General features: G+C 64.4%; 18 protein-coding genes, 1 tRNA gene and 1 pseudogene. 13 read left to right on the top strand and 7 right to left on the bottom strand.

Features of this window, described 5'->3' with window-relative positions:
- Window positions 1-377: 377 nt before the first annotated feature.
- Together H0B43_RS35225 and H0B43_RS35220 are read right to left on the bottom strand one after the other, a co-directional pair.
- Window positions 378-1,163, bottom strand: a complete 786-nt coding sequence (locus H0B43_RS35225; RefSeq protein ID WP_213015331.1) for a GAF and ANTAR domain-containing protein — start codon at window positions 1,161-1,163, stop codon at window positions 378-380.
- A 419-nt stretch (window positions 1,164-1,582) separates the two neighbouring features.
- Window positions 1,583-2,365 (bottom strand): hypothetical protein, encoded by a 783-nt coding sequence (locus H0B43_RS35220; protein ID WP_185723770.1) that lies wholly within the window; start codon window positions 2,363-2,365, stop codon window positions 1,583-1,585.
- A 423-nt stretch (window positions 2,366-2,788) separates the two neighbouring features.
- Here H0B43_RS35220 and H0B43_RS35215 point away from each other — a divergent pair, with 423 nt between their 5' ends.
- Window positions 2,789-3,811, top strand: a complete 1,023-nt coding sequence (locus tag H0B43_RS35215) for an alpha/beta fold hydrolase (protein ID WP_185723771.1) — start codon at window positions 2,789-2,791, stop codon at window positions 3,809-3,811.
- 528 nt (window positions 3,812-4,339) lie between these two features.
- Here H0B43_RS35215 and H0B43_RS35210 read toward each other — a convergent pair.
- Window positions 4,340-4,413: transfer RNA gene (locus H0B43_RS35210), tRNA-Ile, on the bottom strand.
- A 1,393-nt stretch (window positions 4,414-5,806) separates the two neighbouring features.
- Between H0B43_RS35210 and H0B43_RS35205 the strand changes: the two genes are divergently transcribed.
- The 4 genes from H0B43_RS35205 (at window position 5,807) to H0B43_RS35190 (ending at window position 8,305) form a co-directional block, all read left to right on the top strand.
- Entirely contained in the window at window positions 5,807-6,229 is a 423-nt protein-coding gene (locus H0B43_RS35205) for a hypothetical protein (RefSeq protein ID WP_185723772.1), read from the top strand.
- Between the two features lie 470 nt (window positions 6,230-6,699).
- Window positions 6,700-7,458, top strand: coding sequence for a hypothetical protein (locus H0B43_RS35200; protein WP_185723773.1), 759 nt, complete (start codon window positions 6,700-6,702; stop codon window positions 7,456-7,458).
- A 222-nt stretch (window positions 7,459-7,680) separates the two neighbouring features.
- Window positions 7,681-7,869 carry a DUF732 domain-containing protein gene (locus H0B43_RS42630; RefSeq protein ID WP_282555455.1) on the top strand — a complete coding sequence of 63 codons (189 nt, stop codon included), beginning with the start codon at window positions 7,681-7,683 and terminating at the stop codon, window positions 7,867-7,869.
- A gap of 178 nt (window positions 7,870-8,047) precedes the next feature.
- Entirely contained in the window at window positions 8,048-8,305 is a 258-nt protein-coding gene (locus H0B43_RS35190) for a hypothetical protein (protein WP_185723775.1), read from the top strand.
- A 287-nt stretch (window positions 8,306-8,592) separates the two neighbouring features.
- On the opposite strand, the gene H0B43_RS35185 is transcribed toward H0B43_RS35190, so the two are convergent.
- Window positions 8,593-9,267 carry a zeta toxin family protein gene (locus H0B43_RS35185; protein WP_185729661.1) on the bottom strand — a complete coding sequence of 225 codons (675 nt, stop codon included), beginning with the start codon at window positions 9,265-9,267 and terminating at the stop codon, window positions 8,593-8,595.
- Window positions 9,268-9,460: 193 nt separating this feature from the next.
- Window positions 9,461-9,925: a winged helix-turn-helix domain-containing protein gene (locus H0B43_RS42005; RefSeq protein WP_252189633.1), complete on the bottom strand. Its 465-nt coding sequence runs from the start codon at window positions 9,923-9,925 to the stop codon at window positions 9,461-9,463.
- Window positions 9,926-10,310: 385 nt separating this feature from the next.
- Here H0B43_RS42005 and H0B43_RS35175 point away from each other — a divergent pair, with 385 nt between their 5' ends.
- The 8 genes and pseudogenes from H0B43_RS35175 to H0B43_RS35140 all read left to right on the top strand — a co-directional run.
- Window positions 10,311-10,970, top strand: a complete 660-nt coding sequence (locus H0B43_RS35175) for a cysteine hydrolase family protein (protein WP_185723776.1) — start codon at window positions 10,311-10,313, stop codon at window positions 10,968-10,970.
- Between the two features lie 638 nt (window positions 10,971-11,608).
- Window positions 11,609-12,814 (top strand): amidohydrolase family protein, encoded by a 1,206-nt coding sequence (locus H0B43_RS35170; RefSeq protein ID WP_185723777.1) that lies wholly within the window; start codon window positions 11,609-11,611, stop codon window positions 12,812-12,814.
- Between the two features lie 159 nt (window positions 12,815-12,973).
- A complete protein-coding gene (locus H0B43_RS35165) occupies window positions 12,974-13,600 on the top strand; it encodes a VOC family protein (protein WP_185723778.1) in 627 nt (208 codons plus the stop codon).
- Window positions 13,601-13,647: 47 nt separating this feature from the next.
- Window positions 13,648-14,238: a GTP cyclohydrolase I FolE gene (gene folE, locus H0B43_RS35160; RefSeq protein WP_185729663.1), complete on the top strand. Its 591-nt coding sequence runs from the start codon at window positions 13,648-13,650 to the stop codon at window positions 14,236-14,238.
- 394 nt (window positions 14,239-14,632) lie between these two features.
- The gene (locus tag H0B43_RS35155) at window positions 14,633-15,133 is read left to right on the top strand and encodes a DoxX family protein (RefSeq protein ID WP_252189910.1); all 501 of its coding nucleotides are present in this window, start codon (window positions 14,633-14,635) and stop codon (window positions 15,131-15,133) included.
- A gap of 48 nt (window positions 15,134-15,181) precedes the next feature.
- Window positions 15,182-15,430 (top strand): alkyl hydroperoxide reductase, encoded by a 249-nt coding sequence (locus H0B43_RS43325; protein ID WP_185723780.1) that lies wholly within the window; start codon window positions 15,182-15,184, stop codon window positions 15,428-15,430.
- A 113-nt stretch (window positions 15,431-15,543) separates the two neighbouring features.
- A complete protein-coding gene (locus H0B43_RS35145; RefSeq protein ID WP_252189634.1) occupies window positions 15,544-15,918 on the top strand; it encodes a hypothetical protein in 375 nt (124 codons plus the stop codon).
- A gap of 20 nt (window positions 15,919-15,938) precedes the next feature.
- Window positions 15,939-16,559 (top strand): annotated as a pseudogene (locus tag H0B43_RS35140) (L-threonylcarbamoyladenylate synthase); the annotation flags it as partial.
- 230 nt (window positions 16,560-16,789) lie between these two features.
- Here the strand turns inward: H0B43_RS35140 and H0B43_RS35135 are convergent.
- Together H0B43_RS35135 and H0B43_RS35130 are read right to left on the bottom strand one after the other, a co-directional pair.
- Complete coding sequence (locus H0B43_RS35135; protein ID WP_185729664.1) at window positions 16,790-17,155, bottom strand: cupin domain-containing protein; 366 nt, start codon at window positions 17,153-17,155, stop codon at window positions 16,790-16,792.
- Window positions 17,156-17,157: 2 nt separating this feature from the next.
- Entirely contained in the window at window positions 17,158-18,153 is a 996-nt protein-coding gene (locus tag H0B43_RS35130; protein WP_185723782.1) for a zinc-binding dehydrogenase, read from the bottom strand.
- Window positions 18,154-18,159: the final 6 nt, after the last annotated feature.

Below are 18,159 nucleotides of genomic sequence, written 5' to 3'. Positions count from 1 at the left end.
CGACACCGATGGCAGTGGACAGTCGAGGCTACCCGCGGCCGGAGGTGCGGAGTCGGGGTCGGGGTCGGGTAACGAGTTCGCACCAGGCTGGTCCCCCTGACCGGAGCGACCGTGCTGCGTGCCGCACAGGCGAGTCGATGACGCATGCACGCCGAGCAGTCTCTCACCCACTCGCGACAACCTTCGCGGACTGGCGGAGTGTTGCCGACGAGGTGGTCCGTCAGCGCCCGCTTGGAGCCGTGGCCGGTCGCTCGAAACGCAGGTGATCCGTTGCCCTGGGGCCAGCTCAGTCAGTTGGTGGGGGCGGGTGTGCAGTCGATGACCGGTAGGGAAATCCGTACACCTCCCCCGCCCCGGTTCGACTGCGGCAGGGGCGGTTAGCGGACCCGGTCGGGGGACGAGGCCGCGGTCGCGGTGCGGAGCACCTCGCGGGCGACGTCGTAGAGTTTGGTGTTGGTGCGCTGAGACCTCGCGACCAACTCGCGAAATGCCTGTTCGGCGTCGACGCCGTGCCTTCCCATCAGCACCCCCTTGGCCTGTTCGATCTCGGCGCGGCTGGCCAGCGCGGCCTGCAGCTGCTCCACGGTCTGCCTGGATCGGCCCCACCGTAGGGCGTTGGTGATCGCCGCCGACGCCGCGGTGCTCAGCAGCGCCATCAGCTTTTCGTCGAACGGATCGAACGCCTCGGGCCGGGCACTGTACACATTGAACGATCCCACCAACTCCGCCGCGTCGTCATCGCCGACGAGCAGCGGAACCGACAGATACGCGCGGATCCCGGCGGCCCGGGCAGCGGCGGTGAATTCCGGCCACACGTCGTCGTGATCGCCGACCACAGACCGCACCGGGCGGCGAGTGGCGCAGGCCTGCAGGCACGGTCCCCGGCCGGCCGCGTACTGCGCCGCGTCGATCGGTTCCATCGCGGGGTCGGTGACCGCCACGGTCACCGGGTGCCGTTCGTCGAGGCGGGTGACACTGATCGCGTCCGCGTCCTCGAGCGCGGCCACCCCGGTCCGGGCCAGCCGCAGCAACACCACCTCGAGGGCTTCCTCGGAGGCCGACTCGCCGCGAAGCGTGTCGAGTGCCGCGGTGACGGTGTCCAACGCGACGGTCACCGCGGTCATCGACGGATACTGCGCCGACCCGTCGGCACCGATAGTCATCGCTTCATCCCTGCACGTTTCGGACCCGTGAACGGTCCTCAGCGGCGCACACTCGCATCCCGACGCGGTGTGGTGCCCCCTCGGGAACAGCGTCTCCGCCAGCCACGCCCGGGACCTCCGGGACCTCTGAGCCCTGGCCAACATCGGCGGCGATCAACCCAGACACCGCGGCCCGGTACCGCACACACGGGCCGACCGGGAAGAACCCCGGCGGCTACGTCTTCACCCGACCGCCCCGCGACAACGAAGGCACACCCACCCAACTCGCCGGCCGAACCCGACTCCCCATCACCGCCCCCGACGCCCTCCACACCGTCCGCACCGCATGGGCTGCCCACCTCACACCCCCACCCTGACCACCCCGAACCCCACGCCAACGGGGCGGCGCATGCCACCCATCGTCAGGAGCCGCCGCCCCGCTAGTGGGACTTCTTCGCGGCGATCTCGGTCGCCGGATGCACGGCGATCAGGCCGAGGCCTTCGCGTCGCTTGCACAGCCGCGCCAGCTCCCGATACGCGGACTCACCGAGCAACTCGGTCAGCTCCGGCGCATACGACTGCCACACCGCCTCGGCGCCGACGTGCGCGTCCGGCGAGCCGGAGCAGTACCAGTTCAGATCCGCGCCGCCCTCACCCCAACCACGTCGGTCGTACTCGGTGATCGTCGTCTTCAGGACCTGGTCGCCGTCGGGGCGCTCCACCCATTCCTGGCTGCGCCGGATCGGCAGCTGCCAGCACACGTCCGGCTTCACCTCGAGCGGCTCGATGCCACGCCGCAGGGCCATCGCATGCAGCGCGCACCCGATGCCACCCGCGAATCCGGGACGGTTGAGGAAGATGCACGCGCCCTGGTAGCGGCGGGTCCGCAGCGCCGGCTCCTCGTCGAGTTCGTCCTCCTCGATGTACCCCCTCTTCCCGAGACCCTGCTTCATGAACTGCCAGTGCTCGGCTCTGAGCAGCTTCACCGACTCGTGCAACCTCTCGACGTCCTCCTCGTCGGAGAAGAAGGCGCCGTGCGAGCAGCACCCGTCGTCGGGTCGCCCCGCGATGATGCCCTGGCAGGCCGGGGTGCCGAACACGCAGGTCCAGTGCGAAAGCAGCCACGTCATGTCCGCGGCAATGAGATGCTCGGCGTCGTCGGGATCGCCGAACTCCACCCATTCCCGAGCGAAGTCGAGCGCAACCTCGGGGCTGGGCGTCATCTTGGGCGATGACCCCGCACTACCTGCTGTCACAAACCCCCACGGTAGTCGACCCACATCACAGCCAAGGACTGATCGGATCCCCACCCGGGAGCAACGACGCCCGACCCGAATCGCGCCGATACCCCTGTGATGCCACCGCCGTGATCCGCTGACGATCAACCCCAGTCCGGTGCCGCACAGCGGAAGCGCCGTCGAGCGGAACGGCCCAGGGCCCCGGGCCCCGGTGGTCGGTGATCGCCTGCGTGTAACGCCCCGGCCTCCACCGCGAATAACCAGCGAACGTTCTCGCGCCCATGTCGGGGCACGTCAGGAGGCAACAACCCTCCCGATGTCGACACCCTCGGGTGGGGCGTGTCGTCAGGTGTGTCGACGGTGCGAAGCGAAGAATCGACGTAGAACGCGACAGTCGAGGAGGGTGCGATGAACCCCAGTCGCATGCGCAGGCTCAGGCCGGTGCCCGACGCCGAACCGCAGATGATGTTCCGCACCATCCACGGGTACCGGCGCGCCTTCCGCATGACCGGTGACGGCCCCGCGCTGCTGTTGTTGCACGGCATCGGCGACAACTCGTCGACATGGACCGAGATCATCCCGCACCTCGCCGAGAAATACACCGTGATCGCACCCGATCTACTCGGCCACGGACGCTCCGACAAGCCCCGTGCCGACTATTCCGTCGCCGCCTACGCCAACGGCATGCGCGATCTACTCTCGACCCTGGGAATCGACCACGCCACCGTGATCGGACATTCGCTCGGCGGCGGCATCGCGATGCAATTCGCCTACCAGTTCCCCCAGATGGTGGATCGGCTCATCCTGGTTTCCGCCGGCGGTATCACCAAGGACGTTCATCCGCTCCTGCGCCTGGCCGCGACGCCGATCGTCAACGAGGCACTGAAATTGCTGCGCCTGCCGGGAGCGGTGCCCGCGGTGCGATGGGCGGGCACCCTGTTGACTCGGCTGCACGGTACTGCCCTGCACCCCGGTGCCGCCCTGCACGACACACCGGATCTGGTGCGGATCTTGACCGAACTGCCCGACCCCACCGCGTACGAGGCCTACCTACGCACCCTGCGGGCGGTGGTCGACTGGCGCGGACAGACGGTGACCATGCTCGACCGCTGCTATCTGACGGCAAGTCTCCCTGTTCAACTCATCTGGGGAGATCGCGATATCGTCATCCCCGTCAGCCACGCCCACACCGCGCACGCGGCAATGCCGGATTCGCGCCTGGACATCTTCGAAGGCGCCGGTCACTTCCCCTTCCGGGACGACCCCATGCGCTTCCTCCACACCATCGAGAAGTTCCTGTCCGACACGCGCCCATCACCATTCGACGAGATCAGGTGGCGGCAACTGCTCAACACCGGAACCGTCGAGAAGGCCCTCACTCGTGCCGCTGTGTTCGATGCGGTGGGATCCGCCGAACGCAGCGCCACCTGATTCAGGCTCAGGTGACCGACCCCGGCACAGCACCCACCCGGTACCTGGGTAGGTACCACACGGCACGGTCACCGGTCGCGGGCAGGCGCCACTCCGGTGCCGGTAGCGACTCGAGCATGGCGGCGGTCGGCACGGACTTACATCCGAATTCCGTCCAGGCTCTACTCTCCGGGAGAGATCCCCCTCGCCCCGGTGATCGGCTTACGCTGTGGCAGAGGAGAATGACCCCCGAGGAGTGGGCATCAGAGCTTCGGATACCTCGTCCGAGGCTGTCGATCTGCTGATCGCGACGCCGGGGCCCGCCGGCTTTTCCTGAGGGACAGACCCACCCGAGCCTGCAGTTGGTGTACACAACGGGGAAATGGGGTACCGCATGCAGCGGCCGATCCGATGACAGCACCGGTGTTCGAGAGGTTCACCACCTACCGACCGGGATCGCCACGGCCATGTCACTGCCTCGCACACACTCGATCCGGCGGCTGTCTGACCCCGCCCCCCGAGCCTGTCCGGGGCCGGCGATGAACGCGGTGGGGCGGGCGGGGCTCGAACCCGCGACCAATGGATTATGAGTCCACGGCTCTAACCGACTGAGCTACCGCCCCATCACCGCACTACCCCAACCACGTGGGGCGTGGTGATGCTACCGGCCACCCTGCAGGCTGTCCCCCCGCCCGCGTCGGGAAGTCTCATGCGCGGCCGAAGAGCTGCCGCACGCCACCGTCCTCATCGACCGCATACAGCGCCATCCCCAACAGATCCAGAATCCGCTGAGGTGCCCGCACCGCCGCCTCCACCGATCGCGGCTCGTCACGCACGACCAAGGCAAAGCGGCAGCGTCGCATCCCGACATCCCCTAAACCGAGTGAGATGGCCGCGCACCACCGCCCATGTGGGCTTGACGTTTCCGTTACCCCGTCTGCCGGCCGGCTGGGGTTCAGAGCGGATTCCACCAGGCGACGAAGGCGTTCCACTCAGCGATCAGCGGCCACACACCCGCCTCGAGGGGATTCGCACCGAACAGGTCCGGAAGCAGTCCGACCATCACCATCTCCTCAGAACTGATTCCACCAGGTCGCGAACGCGTTCCACCACGTCCACGGCCAGAACGTCACGTCACCGACCTGATTCGGAAGGTCGAACACGATGCCAGTCATGACTACTCCTTCGGGTTCGATCCCGACCCATGCTGAATATCGGCACCCATTGGCTCAGCGCTACACACCGCCCCGGACCTTGCCGGCAGCCACGCGCGAACCGTATGGAACACAATCGAACCGGCCGTCCTGCGAGGACGATGCGCACCCGGTGTCACGACACGAGGACGCGCGGATCACCGCCGGATCGGGCCGCATCTGACCGCCGGCGGCGGATACGTCGCCTTCTCCGGAGGCAAGGACTTCCTCGCCGTTTCCGATCTCAGCCGCCGCGTGGACCCGATGGGCCAGTGGTGTTCTACGGCTTCTGTTTCGTCAGTCAAGTGAATGACAGATCGGCTGTACGGCCCGCACCATCCGCTTCCCGTCGCCGCTAGAGGACAAAGTCCCTGTTCCAATACTCCTGTCGGTCGAATGACCTATTGACTCGGATGCCTTGGAGCGCAACACATGCGTCGCCGCTAGAGGACAAAGTCCCTGTTCCAATACTCCTGTCGGTCGAATGACCTATTGACTCGGATGCCTTGGAGCGCAACACATTGCGCGGATAGCTCGCTACACGCGGGAGATCGTTCCGAATTGTGTTTTCGCCCGGTTTGTCTGGTATAAGTTTCAACTATCGCACTCATGAACGGCGCACGACCTGGGCTTGCGCGCCTTCATGGCGCAGTGCGAGTGACTGCCCACCCTCGAAACAGGCGGCCCGGAAGAGGACTCCAACCCACCAAGGACCTCTCCCCCAAGAAACGGAATGTGGGTGGTTGGTTCCCCTGCCCGAGGGCTGGCCGGGGAGCATGTCCACTCCCATCAGGGGTAACACACCGAACAGGAAGGGCGCCCGATGCGTCTTACACGTCTCGCAACGGCCGTGGCCACCACCACTGTCGCTGCCGCCGCCATCGCCACCGCCGGCGCTGGCACGGCCCAGGCCACCACCTACTACGGGGACAAGGTTCGCTCGTCGATCTACTACTCCGGCACCAACTGCATGAACTACGTCATCTGGCGGGAAGACGGCTCCAAGTACGACGGCTACACCTGCCGGGGCGTCGTCGAGGTCGACCAGATCGTGAACAAGGGCGACTGGCTCGGCATCGAGCCCACACCGGCCGCCGGTTTGTACGTTTCCTGCCACACCTTCAACCTGCGCACCTACGAAACGATCGTCTCCAAAAGTGAGTACTGGGACGAGGACTACGCAGGCTCAGGCTCGCTCGGGTCGCTGTTCGGGCCCCCGCCGCCGATGTGCATGTTCCAGGCCTGACCCACACCCTTTCCTCGACATCCGCAACGAGCAAGACCGCACGGTCCGACAGACCCCGAGACACGGGCCCACATCTGAGGGTCGTGTCCGGGGTCGCAATCCCCCAGCGTACGGACGGTGCCGACAGACAACACAGCGCGACTTGACCTCGACGTTCACGTCATCACCAGCGTGAGTGAGCAAGCGGATCGCCAAGGCGGGGAGGCCGATCGACGGCACGCAACCCCCGGAGCTGACCAAGCACCAGCAGCGCTGGAAAATCAGAGAGACCGACCGGGTCCCCGTGGACGCCGTCCTGACCAGGGTCGAGGACTACCTCCTCGACCGGTACGCCTCGGAGCCGGAGCTGCAGGACTCCACCCCACCTGACGGTGCACATCAAGAACCTTCCGTCACCGCAATAACGCCGGGGGCACCCCGACGGTTGAGGGCAAGACGCAGTAGGCGTCGACTATCGAGAGAGACACCCCGTGAACGACACGCATTTTCCTCCCCAGGACCCGAACCAGCCGAAACCGGGCCAGCTCGGGCAGCCCAGCCCCGGCCAGGCCCCCAAGCCGCCCAAGCAGCCGTGGGCCACCGGCGACAAGAAGAAGCGCTGGCCCTGGGTAGTGGGCGGCTCCTTCGCCGCCGCGATCCTCGTCCTCGGCATCGCCGCCAACCAACACGAGAACACCCCGACGGCGTCCGAGACCGCGCCGGCCTCCCGCACCAGTGCCGCCGCCGCGACCCTGTCAGCTCAGCAGACCGAGGCGAAACGGCTCGAACAGGAGGAGATCAAGCGGCAGCACGAGGAGGAACGGCTGCGCCGCGCCGCCGAGGCCGAGGCCGAACGCCAGCGGCAGGCGGAGGTCCTGGCCGCGAAGATGGACCGGGGCACCTACGAGCAGATCGGCGACCGTGACTTCGCCCTGCTGGCGAAGGACCCGGACGCCCACAAGGGCCGCAAGCTGGTGATCTACGGGGTGGTCACCCAATTCGACTCCGCGACAGGGAAGACGACGTTCCGCGCCGAGACCGGCGCCAACCCGGGCGACTACTACGACTACGACGTGAACTCCATGGTCGGGGTGCTGTCCACCACGGCCGCGAATGTGGTCGAGGACGACATGGTCACCCTGTACGTCGAGGTCGTCGGCTCCATTTCCTACGACACCCAGATCGGCGGCAACACCACCGTGCCGAAGTTCTTCGCGAACATCGTCGACGTCACCGGGAGCAAGGAGTGATGCGACGGGTGGCCCCGCTGCTGCCGGCAGTGGGTTCTCCGGCCCTGGCCGGGTGCAGCTCGGAGTCTGAGACCCGGGAGGAGGCGGTCCCCACGCAGGTAATCACCACCCCCGCAAAGGTTCCGCCGACGATGGCGAAGCCGGTTCAGACCGTGGCCCGGCCCACCATCTCGGAGACGTTGGCCCCCAGGAGCGGGCGTTCATGGATGAACTGAACTTCCACTGGCGGAGGTCAGCGAGAAAGCCTTCCTCGGGCCCGGGGAGGACGTGTGCGCGCAGCTCGACTCCGGTGTGGACTGGAAGGTGGTCATGCAGATCATGACCGAAGCCTCCGACGCCGAGAACGCGGAGAACCTGATGTACGCGTCCACGAAGGCGTACTGCCCGCAGCACTTCACCGGCGCCAAATAGGTCTGAATGAGACTTGAGCTGGCGGAATCCCTTCTGCCAGCGGGTCCGCCGGTTGCTTCTGACGAAGGACACGCACCCATGATCGACCGCCTGTACGTGGTGCCGTGCGGGAGAGGACGTCCACCTTCCCAACCCTGGCCCGGCACCCGGTACACCATGAAATGAGAGGAATTTGCCCGTGGTGACGTTCGACGAGACCGACCTCGGCATCGAGGCGCCCAAGCGCACCAACGTGTGCGCGATCGTCGCACTGTTCTGCGCCCTGACGGGCTTGTTCGTTCCAGCCCTGGTGTTCGGCGCGATCGGCTACGTCGAGACCGGCGGGCGGGAATATGAAACCGGGTCCGGTATCGCCGTTGCCGCACTGATTCTCGGTGCCATCGAACTCACTGCCGTCGTGGTGACCGCCGCCATCGTTCTTGTTTCCCTGCACTGAATCGAATATCCGGGTGGTCGACGACACGGGCTGGCGAGTGCCTGAGCGCCCCCGGAGCGCCCCACCGCCTTCACCGCCTCTCGCGGAGCAGCCATCCCCCACGGAACAGCCCAATCGCGAATCAGGCCCACCTCGGCGTCCCGACGACCTGAGAGTCGGCGACACCGAAGCCCCGCAGTATGAGCCGGAGACGTCACCCCACCACTCGCCATCGGCGTGTGACCAGTTCTTTTCTCTGGCGCGGCGTGTGTCCGGACACGCTTGCCCCAGCCCTTCGCGGGCGGTGGTTACCGTCCCTCGACCAGCTTGCCCTCGACGCGCCGCGAGACCAACGGCTCGGCGCCGAGTCTGCGGTCGATGTGGATGAGGGTGACCTGCGTGATCGCCGCGGCGAGCGAGCTTTCGAACGCCGCCCGGGCGTGGGCTGCGCACCGGCTCACCGGACCATTCTCGTAGAGCCGTGTGATCGCCGCGGGCGGTGTGAACCGCCCACCCATCCGGTCCTGACCGCTGATCCCCCGGAGCCGGCCCTCCCACCACCGGCGCACCGCCTGCTCCTGCGCGATCGGCGCCGGTACTTCGACGTCGACGATGCGGACATCGGTGTAGTCGTGCTCGCTGAGCTGGGCCATCAGGATGTCTCCGAGCGGGCCCCATTGCAGGGTGCCTTCGATGACGACGTTCTCCCGTCGTTGCAGGCACACCTCGCGGACGTCGTCGATGACTTCGGTGGATTCGGCGTGGACCAGGGCCGCGAGCTCCCGGGGTGCGATCGGGTGCGTATCGGCGAGCGTCGTCGACAGCAGGTCCGCGTAGTGACCGTCGGCGATGGCGCGGCGCAGGAGTTCGTCCTTGACGATGTCCGCATCCAGGTATCGGTAGCTGGTATCGACCAGATGCCGTTCCCGCAGTGCCGTCGACTTACCGGCCCCCGGGGTCCCGCGGAAATTATCGCGGCGCAGTGCCCGTCGCGGTCAGGTTCGGCGAGGTCTAGGTACCACTCGATGACCTCCTGCAGTGTCCGGTCTCGCCGGCGATCATTCGCGTACAGGTCGAGGGTGGCCCGGCCACCGTCAGGGTTCAGCGGCTGCCCGTGCTGGCCCAGGTGCACCAATTGCCGAGAAACGATTCCGCACAGCGGTTCTCCGGCCACGCTCACCCTCGGGCCGCAGTACGCTGCGCCTGCCGTGCGGTGCGGGTGCTGTCGAACAACACGTCCCACTCGTCGTCGGTGAGCAAGCCCCGCCGGTACGCCCGCCGCACCTCGTCCCAGCTGCCCTTGGCGTACGCGTCCACCGGCTGGTCGCCGTCGGTGGGCACATAGCCGTAGGTGTAGGTCCAGTGCACCAGCGTGTCCATCATCTCGTCATCGGTGATCACCCCGGCCGAGCGCTGGTAGATCACCTCCTGCGGGCTTCGCTCGAGGTCGCCGGGCTGCTGCAGGACGCGTTGCGCGAGCCGGTGGACCTGCGTTGCCGAGATTTCCAGGAGATCCGCGATCTGGCGCAGCGTGAAACCCTCATTCTGCGCCTTGTCGATCAGCCGCAGGCGGTCCAGCCGCAGGAGGTGCTCCCGCGCGGAATTGGCAGCGAGAGCACTTCTGGTATCGGTGACGGTCATGACCACCCCTTCCCCACACTCGTGTTCCAAATTGTAACACCAATGCGGAAAGCTGCTGCTGGCCGGCGATATAGCTACGGACAGCTCACCAGCGGGAATACGACCGGTTCGATATGCAGGGCCACTAGTGAATGCGGAGACGACGCCGTCACCGAAGACGACTCGCTACATCAGACGACCCGCCCCCGCGCCCCTCGAGTCCCGTCCCGTTGCAACGCATACAACAGCTCGCCGGCCCTGGGGATACAAATTCAGTCAAACTGTGTCTCCCTCGGACATTTGTCCGCACCTCAACCGGGAATACTGTCGATATGTTGCGTATCACTTACCGCAGGTGCATGACTCGAACCCAGAATCGGACAACGGTGCAAATTTGGAGCGGTCGATGAAAGCTGAGATCAGCGCCCCCATCGGTGCGTTGCTGTTGATGGATCTGCAAAACTGCATTCTGTCCGGAATATCGAACTCGGATGAGCTGTTAAGCGTGGCAGAGTCCCTAAAAATTACGGCGCATGAGAATACTCTTGAGACAATCTACGTGCGTGTAGCCTTTGACGAATCGGACTACCGCAAGGTTCCTGCCGAGAACAAAGCATTCTGGCCGATCGCACAGAATCGGGCACTAGGGTCAATGTCAGCGGATTCTGCTATCGCGGAGAGAATTTCGCCTGAATCAGGCGACCAGCTTATTATCACCAAAACTAGATGCAGCGCTTTTTCTGGGACTCACCTATTAGAGCACCTCCGGTCACACGGTTTGCGACTTCTGTTGATCTCTGGGGCCTCGACCAGCGGGGTCGTGTTGTCGACGAGTCGGGAAGCCGCGGACCTCGACTTCAAGGTTGCGGTGGTTTCCGATGCATGCGGGGACTTCGACAGTAAAATTCATCAGACGCTTGTCGAAGACGTGCTCCCATTGCACTTGGACGTAATAACCGCAAACGAGGTGAGCCGATATGTCGAAAACTACCGCGACACTCTCGATCTTGAAGGGCCCCCCTCAAGCCAACTAGCGCCTAAGGAACAAACAGGGCCGCGCAGCTAGGCACCACTACGCCCAAGACGGCGACGATGTTTACATCCCATTGTTTACGTTCCATTGCGGCCAACCCCGGGCGAACTCACCAAAGAAGACCCGGACGGCCGCCCAATACAGGTCCGCCAAGTTGTCGGTGTAACTGAATTGAGCTTTTGCGACATCCAGGGGTCGACGTTCGGCAACCCCCGCCTTCGTCATAGCGGAGAAGCCCGAGCCGGCGCGAGATCCTACCGGCCGCTCGACCCGGCCTCGCTCCGTGATGGCGCATTCCTGAGCGAGAGCTGATCGGCCCTTGTCGTCATACCGGCAACCACGAATCGGCCGGGCTCAGGAGGTAAGCGTTACGCGGTTATCGGCCGACGATCCTTACCAGCACCAAGGGCGCAAAATTGCCGCGTGGGACCCAACGGATCCCGGTCAGATGTCGACCTCACGACGGACAACGTGCACTGTCAGGCACCTCGCCACTACTGGTTGGTGCGGCGGGGTCGCCTACCGGGCGTCTTCGTTCCTGCGTAGGCGTGTTGAGCAGGTGTTTCAGCCGGTGGGTGGGCGTGCGGCGGAAAGTGATGGTTGACACAGACCCTAGTTGATGTAGATCATCTACAGGAACTATTTCTGAGCCAGCAAAGGATTGTGGTGCCATGAGTAAGTACCGGGTCATCGACACAGATACCCATCTCATCGAGCCGGCGGAGCTGTGGACCGAGCGCCTGCCGAAGGCGTGGGGCACGGACGTTCTGCACGTCAAGTGGGACGAGAAGAGTCAGTCGGATCTGTGGTTCTTCGGCGATCAACCGCTCAAGGGCGCGTGGACGTGGGCGAACTGGAACTGGAAGAACTTCAACTCCGAACTGCACGACGGTAGCGGCCCCACCCGCCTCGACGAAGCCCATCCGGCCACCTACGACGTCGACGAGCGCGTGAAGTTCATGGACGACCAGGGCTTCGAGATGCAGGTGCTGTACCCGAACCTCGCCGGATTCGACTGGAAGCCGTTCGTGCAGCACCCCAACCGGAACCTGGCGATCGCGCACCTGGCCGCCTACAACGACTTCCAACTCGAATGGGTGGCCAAGTACCCGGGCCGGTTCATCCCCATGATGGTGATCCCGTACTGGGACGTGGAGGCGTCGGTCGCGGAGATCGAACGCCTCGCGGACTCCGGCTTCGGCGGCATCGTGACCACCGGTGCCCCGCACGAGCACGGCCAGGCGCCCCTGGGCAGCCGCAAGTGGGATCCGCTGTGGAAGGCATGCGAGGAGGCGGGCCTGTCGGTCAGCTTCCACACCGCCAGCGGCGACTTCCGCGAGATGCTCAAGCACGACGACGACGACGGATTGGTCGGCGGTGTCCGAGTCGCCGCCGACGGACCCCACATCTACCTCGCCAATGCCGTCATCGTCAGCGACCTGCTCGTGTCCGGGATCCTCGCCCGGTTCCCGACCCTGCAATTCGTCTCCGTGGAAAGCGGAATCGGCTGGGCCCCGTTCGTTCTCGACGCCCTGGACAAACGATTCCAGAAGAACGGCGTGTTCCGCTCGCACCCCGAGTTCGGTGACATGCTCCCCAGTGACTTCTTCAAACGGCAGGTGTCGCTGAACTTCTGGTTCGAGCAGCTCGACGACTACCACATCGAGACGCTCTCGCTCAAGCCGCTGATGTTCGAGACCGACTTCCCCCACCCCACCAGCTTCCACCGGCCCACCCTCGAGGAAAACATCGAACTCGTCCTCGGCCGCCAGCCCGAAGAGGTCCGCCGCGCAGTCCTGTGGGACAACGCCGCCCGCCTCTACGGCAAGGCCATGGAGAAGCAGGGTGTCAACCCACTCCAGACCGTCGCAATCTAGCTCCACCCCGCAACACCGATAAGCCGGGCGCTCTGGGGCACTCCACCCGCACCCGACGGTGCCCCAGAGCGCCCCACCCCCCCCATCACCCGATACGGATCCTTGGACTCCTCCGGACTGTGTCGAGCGACCTACTCGAGAAGACGTAAGGAAGCGTTAATGACCACCGAGGCAACGGAAACCAAACCGGCGATCCTGACGCAGGCCGGTGCTGCGACAGGCCGTCTCGCCGGTGTCAATCACTTGCAACTCATCGTCAGCGACATGGACGCCAGTGTCAGGTTCTACCGCGACATCCTGGGGTTGACCGTTGTTCGCACCACCGCCGACTATCCGGCGCCCGGACGCGGATACCAGATCCTGAAAAATACCTTCCTGGACATGGGGAACGGTAACCTGCTGTCACTCATTGTGGTGGGTGGCGCCGGCATCAGCGATACTCCCACGACCGCAGAACCCTCGGTCAGCGCCGAATGGTTGTGGCCAGGTGTTCCGGAAAACCAATGGACTCCGCGCAAGTTCGATCATGTGGCGTTCAATGTCGACAGTCACGACGACATGGTGTGGTTCCAGGATCACCTGCAAGCCTGTGGCGTCAAGACGAGCAAGATCATCGCCCGTGACTACGAGGCCTGGGTGGAGTCCCTCTACTTCTACGACCCGGACGGGATTCCCCTCGAAATTGCGACTTTCGACAAGGGAAACCCGAAGTGGGAATCACACAAACCGACGGACTGGTTCCGCGACCCCCACCCTGTCCCTGCTCTCCGCGTGAACCCGTTGTGACAGTGGTAAGGAGCGCAGTCGACGGTAGCTCGACGCAATCGGTCGATCTGCTGCTCTACGGAGGGGAGACCAACGTAGGTGATCCGCCGAACGCGGACCTGGGCGCTGCGGAGTCCGCTGCGCGGGCGTTTCTGGACGCGCTCGGGATCGATACCGGAGCCAGCGGGGCCCGAGATACACCCGCCAGGATGGCACGGGCGTACCTCGATCTCTTTACCGCGAATTCCTTCGAGTTGACGACCTTCCCCAACGATGAAGGGTATGACGAGCTGGTGGTGGCCAAATCTATTCCGGTTCGTTCGGTGTGTGAACACCACCTGCTGCCGTTCAGCGGTGTCGCGCACGTCGGATACCTTCCGGGCGAACGCGTCCTCGGCCTGTCGAAACTTGCCCGAATCGTCGAGTTCTTCGCCCGGCGGCCACAGGTGCAGGAACGGCTCACGAAGCAAGTCGCGGACTGCTTGACAGCGAAACTCGGACCGAAGGGTGTGGGAGTCGTCATCGAAGCCGAGCACAGCTGTATGTCGATGCGCGGTATACGCGCGATCGGCTCTACCACCATCACCTCGGCGCTGTCGGGATCGTTGCGCGACGATCCGCGATCACGCCAGGAATTCTTCGCGCTGACCGGAGTCTAGACGCAACGAAAACCTCTGGCCTGCAGCACACCGCATCAAAAATATGGGCCGATCAATGTCATGTTCGGAGTCCTGAATCTGAAGTCGTCCTGATGTGATTCGGCACTGGCTGCATCGGGCGCCCACGGACGAGATTTGGAGAAGGCGATGAAAAAGAACCCGTGAGCGCGGCTGAACACACGTGTGGTCTCAACCATGCGCCGGCCGGTAAATCGTCAAACGTCAAAGTCATGCCCGGCGCGTCTCACATGCCTTCGAAGGCCCGCGCGTCAAGGCGAAAATGCACAACCCAGGGGTGTCCATGAGAGCTGAGTTGGATCGAGTACGGCAGAACCGCGGATTCGGTGGCGTTGAGGTCGCTGAACTATTACTGAGAACGACTATCGGAGCGACCATGGTCGCACACGGAGTGAAACACGCTCGTTCGCTCGACGGCACGGCGCGTTGGTTCGAATCGATCGGTTTTCGCGACCCCAAGTTTCAGGCAGCCACCAGTGCCGGTGTCGAGATCCTCTCGGGAAGCGCCCTTATCGCGGGGACCATGACGCCGATGGCGGCGGCAGCTGTGATCGGCACGATGGGCGTGGCGATCCGAACCGTGCACGCCCCCAATGGCTTTTTCATCACGTCCGAGGGATACGAGTACGCAGCGGGCATTGCCGCCGGATGTGTGGCGCTCGTCAGTCTGCCGGCGAGCATGTTCGGTCTGGATCGACATCTGCGACTCGGACGATTCCGCGGTGGCAAAGCCGCGTTAGCCACCCTGATCGTGGGTGCGGCATCGGCAGCAAGCCACACATCCGCGTTCTGGAACAGTCCCCGACGTACGCCGCGAGACGCTCCACTGCCGACACCGGATCTCGACACGGTAGAGCCGGACGATCGAACCGACTGATCCGGCGACGTAACTCAACACACCCAGGCCCTCCAGAAGGAACCCCCAATGGTCCTGCTGCCCAACGTTGATCAGTTTCCCGCACACAACTTGACCGCCGCTATTGCTGGCCGCCGCCCCTCCGGCGTCGACCCCCAGTGGCCTGATGACTACGTCACCACCGTCACCGGCGACGTCGACGAAGTCCTCAGAGCGCTCGACACCCTGCGGTCCGACCAGTTATGCATGTGCAACTGCAAGAAGGGCTACCCCACCATCGCCCCTGGCGCACTCCAGACCGCGAGGGCCCGATCATGACGGGCCGAGATATTGCGGCGGCTGCCAGCGCCGTTAGGAAGACCGCGGGTGACATCATTGTTCGACGAGTCGTCCCGTACGCATCCGAGGTGCTCTCGACGGGGACAAAGTGCATGGCACGGACACCACGATGGGGCATCATCGGTAAAGCATCGAACCGGAATCGATTCCTCGCAGATCTTCGCGACGTGCCTGCGATGAGTGTCGATGATTTGATGTCGCAGTACGCGAGGCTTTCACCAGTGGGGGCTCCCACCGATGCCGTGTTCTGGGAGTTGGTTGATGCACGCAATGCGTTGCGAAAGTTCATCGTTGACGCGGCTTGTCGCGAAGACCGACTGATCGAGGTCAGTCAGCGTTTCCTGTCGGTGGAACTGCCCGCCCGGACGGATGTTGCGCCAGCGGTCACGCGGCCTCGACGGTACAACTGGATCGGTTACGGCGGATCCCACGACACGTCGATTGCACCAGGTGAGCCGAGAAGATAGCGACTGCCACGAACGAGCCCATGACGACCGTATATGACTGCCACGCCCTCGCGACCAGGAAGATCGGCATCTCCCACGCTGATACCGCACTCCGATCAGGTCGGCTGGTCGCCTTCCCTACCGACACTCTGTACGCGGTCGGTTCCGACGCCTTCAACCGAGAAGCCGTGCACGCACTGCTGGCTGCGAAACAGCGCGGGGGTGACAAGCCGGCCTCCGTCCTGGTGGGTAACTCGGAATCTCTCGACGACCTGGTGGCCTCTGTGCCATTACAGGCACAACAACTGATCCACGCATTCTGGCCCGGCGCTCTATCGCTGGTCCTGCGGGCCGCACCGCATCTGTGCTGCGATCTCGGTCGGACACACGGAACAATCATGGTCCGGATGCCGCGGCATCCGGTTGCCCTCGAACTGCTCGAGGCGGGCCCGATCGCGCAGTCGAGCGCCAATCAGACAGGGCGCCCGCCGGCGACCACTGCCGAACAGGCTCGCGACTATCTCGGCGCGGCCGTCAGCGTCTATCTCGACGGCGGCGCGACCGGCAATCTGCCCTCCACCATCGTGGACCTCTCCGCCTCAAGGCACCCGACAATCCTCCGGGAAGGGGCTATCTCGAGGGCTGAGATCAGCGACGTGCTGGAATTACCCCTTCCTGCGGGGCCCCGCGCGTTACATCGCAACTCGATCGCCCCCGCCACCGCTCGCGTCCATGATCTGCCAGGGACAACGCCGCCGCAGCAACCTGTGGCCGACGGCGAGCCGTGGTGACCATTCTCCCACACTCCATCCCTTCACCTCGAGTTCACTCACCGCATGACATGCCAGTAGCGGAGTTCCCTCGCGCGATTGGAGACGCTGGCCGACTCAGTTCACTGGAACGGCACCACATCCTGACCGCGGGCGGCATCAAGGTAGTCCTGCCGAAGGGGATGGAACGCCTCGACGAATACAGCACCCTCCCAGCCGACCATCAGACCGTGTCGGACCTCGCCGGGCACCACGTAGCTGGACAACGCGGTTAGCTGCATCTCGCCGGTATCGAGCACCAGCGTCGCGGTGCCGTGGAGAAGCAACCCGATCTGTTCCTGCGGATGCGAGTGGACCGGCACAACCGTACCGGGCTCGAAGGTCACATAGGTCAATTGCATATGTGAGCCGAAGACCGCACGTCCATCCATACCCTGCACCGGCTTGAAACCGATCATTTGTTTTACGTCGAAGACATCTGCTTGCACTTTCAACCAACTTCCAACACGATCTTGCCCAACATTTCATTCTCGGACATCAATTGATATGCCTCATCCGCTTCGTTCCACGGCAGGACTCGCGCGATGACCGGACGGAGTGATTCGTGGATATCGCGGTGGGCGGCATCCGGACGAAATGGCGCAATGTCGCGCCGCACCGCGGCCACGATCTCGGCCTTTTCCTGGGGAGTCCTGGTGCGGAACGTCACGCCGACCAACTCGAGCCGTTTGAACGCGAGCGCCTCCATATCGAGGAGCCCGTCGGCTCCACCCAGACGCCCGACCCCCACGATCCGGCCCTTCACAGCCGCGGCCTGAACGTTCATCGGAAGGTAGCTGCCACCCACAAGATCGAGAACGATGTCGATACCTGTTCCTGCGGTGATCTCCGATGATCGCGCGGCGAAGTCGGTTGCACTGGTGTTGATCACTTCGTCGACGCCCAGGGCGCCAAGTAGCGCACGGCCTCGGTCCGAACGCGTGGTACCGACGATGAGTCCGGCTCCGAAGTAGCGCGCCAGTTGGACTGCCTGCATGCCCACACCCGATGTCGCCGCATGGATCGCCACCGATTCACCGTCGGTCATTCGCGCGGTGGTGACCAACGCGTTGTGGGCTGTCATGAAGCCAAGTACCGCCGCAGCTCCTTCGAGGTAGCTCCAGTTCGTCGGAATCGGGATGAGCATCGAGGCATCCACCACCACCTCTTGCGCCAGACCGCCGGCCACCATCGCCATCACGCGGTCTCCTCGCGCAAAGTCGGTGACGCCAGGACCGACGTCGACGATCTCCCCCGCAGCGTCGAGCCCCACCACCTGCACCGGCGGTCCACCCCCGGCGGCATGCGTTCCGGAGAGCTGGGCCAAGTCGGCGCGGTTCACAGAGGCTGCATGCACTGCGATGCGAACCTGATGGTTCCCGATCTCGGGTGGAACCATATCGACCAGGCACAGTCCAGGACTGTCCGACCGTCGATTGATTACCATAGCCTT

The organism is Rhodococcus sp. 4CII, from assembly GCF_014256275.1.
Classification (GTDB): domain Bacteria; phylum Actinomycetota; class Actinomycetes; order Mycobacteriales; family Mycobacteriaceae; genus Rhodococcus_F; species Rhodococcus_F wratislaviensis_A.
Note: the sequence above shows the minus strand (reverse complement) of the source record. Positions and strands in the feature narration are given on the sequence as shown.

What these genes read in the sequence shown, in the direction of transcription:
- H0B43_RS35225 (WP_213015331.1), bottom strand. Translation starts at nt 1,163, where the DNA reads ATGACTATCGGTGCCGACGGGTCGGCGCAGTATCCGTCGATGACCGCG.
- H0B43_RS35220 (WP_185723770.1), bottom strand. Translation starts at nt 2,365, where the DNA reads ATGACGCCCAGCCCCGAGGTTGCGCTCGACTTCGCTCGGGAATGGGTG.
- H0B43_RS35215 (WP_185723771.1), top strand. Translation starts at nt 2,789, where the DNA reads ATGAACCCCAGTCGCATGCGCAGGCTCAGGCCGGTGCCCGACGCCGAA.
- H0B43_RS35205 (WP_185723772.1), top strand. Translation starts at nt 5,807, where the DNA reads ATGCGTCTTACACGTCTCGCAACGGCCGTGGCCACCACCACTGTCGCT.
- H0B43_RS42005 (WP_252189633.1), bottom strand. Translation starts at nt 9,925, where the DNA reads ATGACCGTCACCGATACCAGAAGTGCTCTCGCTGCCAATTCCGCGCGG.
- H0B43_RS35175 (WP_185723776.1), top strand. Translation starts at nt 10,311, where the DNA reads ATGAAAGCTGAGATCAGCGCCCCCATCGGTGCGTTGCTGTTGATGGAT.
- H0B43_RS35170 (WP_185723777.1), top strand. Translation starts at nt 11,609, where the DNA reads ATGAGTAAGTACCGGGTCATCGACACAGATACCCATCTCATCGAGCCG.
- H0B43_RS35165 (WP_185723778.1), top strand. Translation starts at nt 12,974, where the DNA reads ATGACCACCGAGGCAACGGAAACCAAACCGGCGATCCTGACGCAGGCC.
- H0B43_RS35155 (WP_252189910.1), top strand. Translation starts at nt 14,633, where the DNA reads ATGGTCGCACACGGAGTGAAACACGCTCGTTCGCTCGACGGCACGGCG.
- H0B43_RS43325 (WP_185723780.1), top strand. Translation starts at nt 15,182, where the DNA reads ATGGTCCTGCTGCCCAACGTTGATCAGTTTCCCGCACACAACTTGACC.
- H0B43_RS35145 (WP_252189634.1), top strand. Translation starts at nt 15,544, where the DNA reads ATGGCACGGACACCACGATGGGGCATCATCGGTAAAGCATCGAACCGG.
- H0B43_RS35130 (WP_185723782.1), bottom strand. Translation starts at nt 18,153, where the DNA reads ATGGTAATCAATCGACGGTCGGACAGTCCTGGACTGTGCCTGGTCGAT.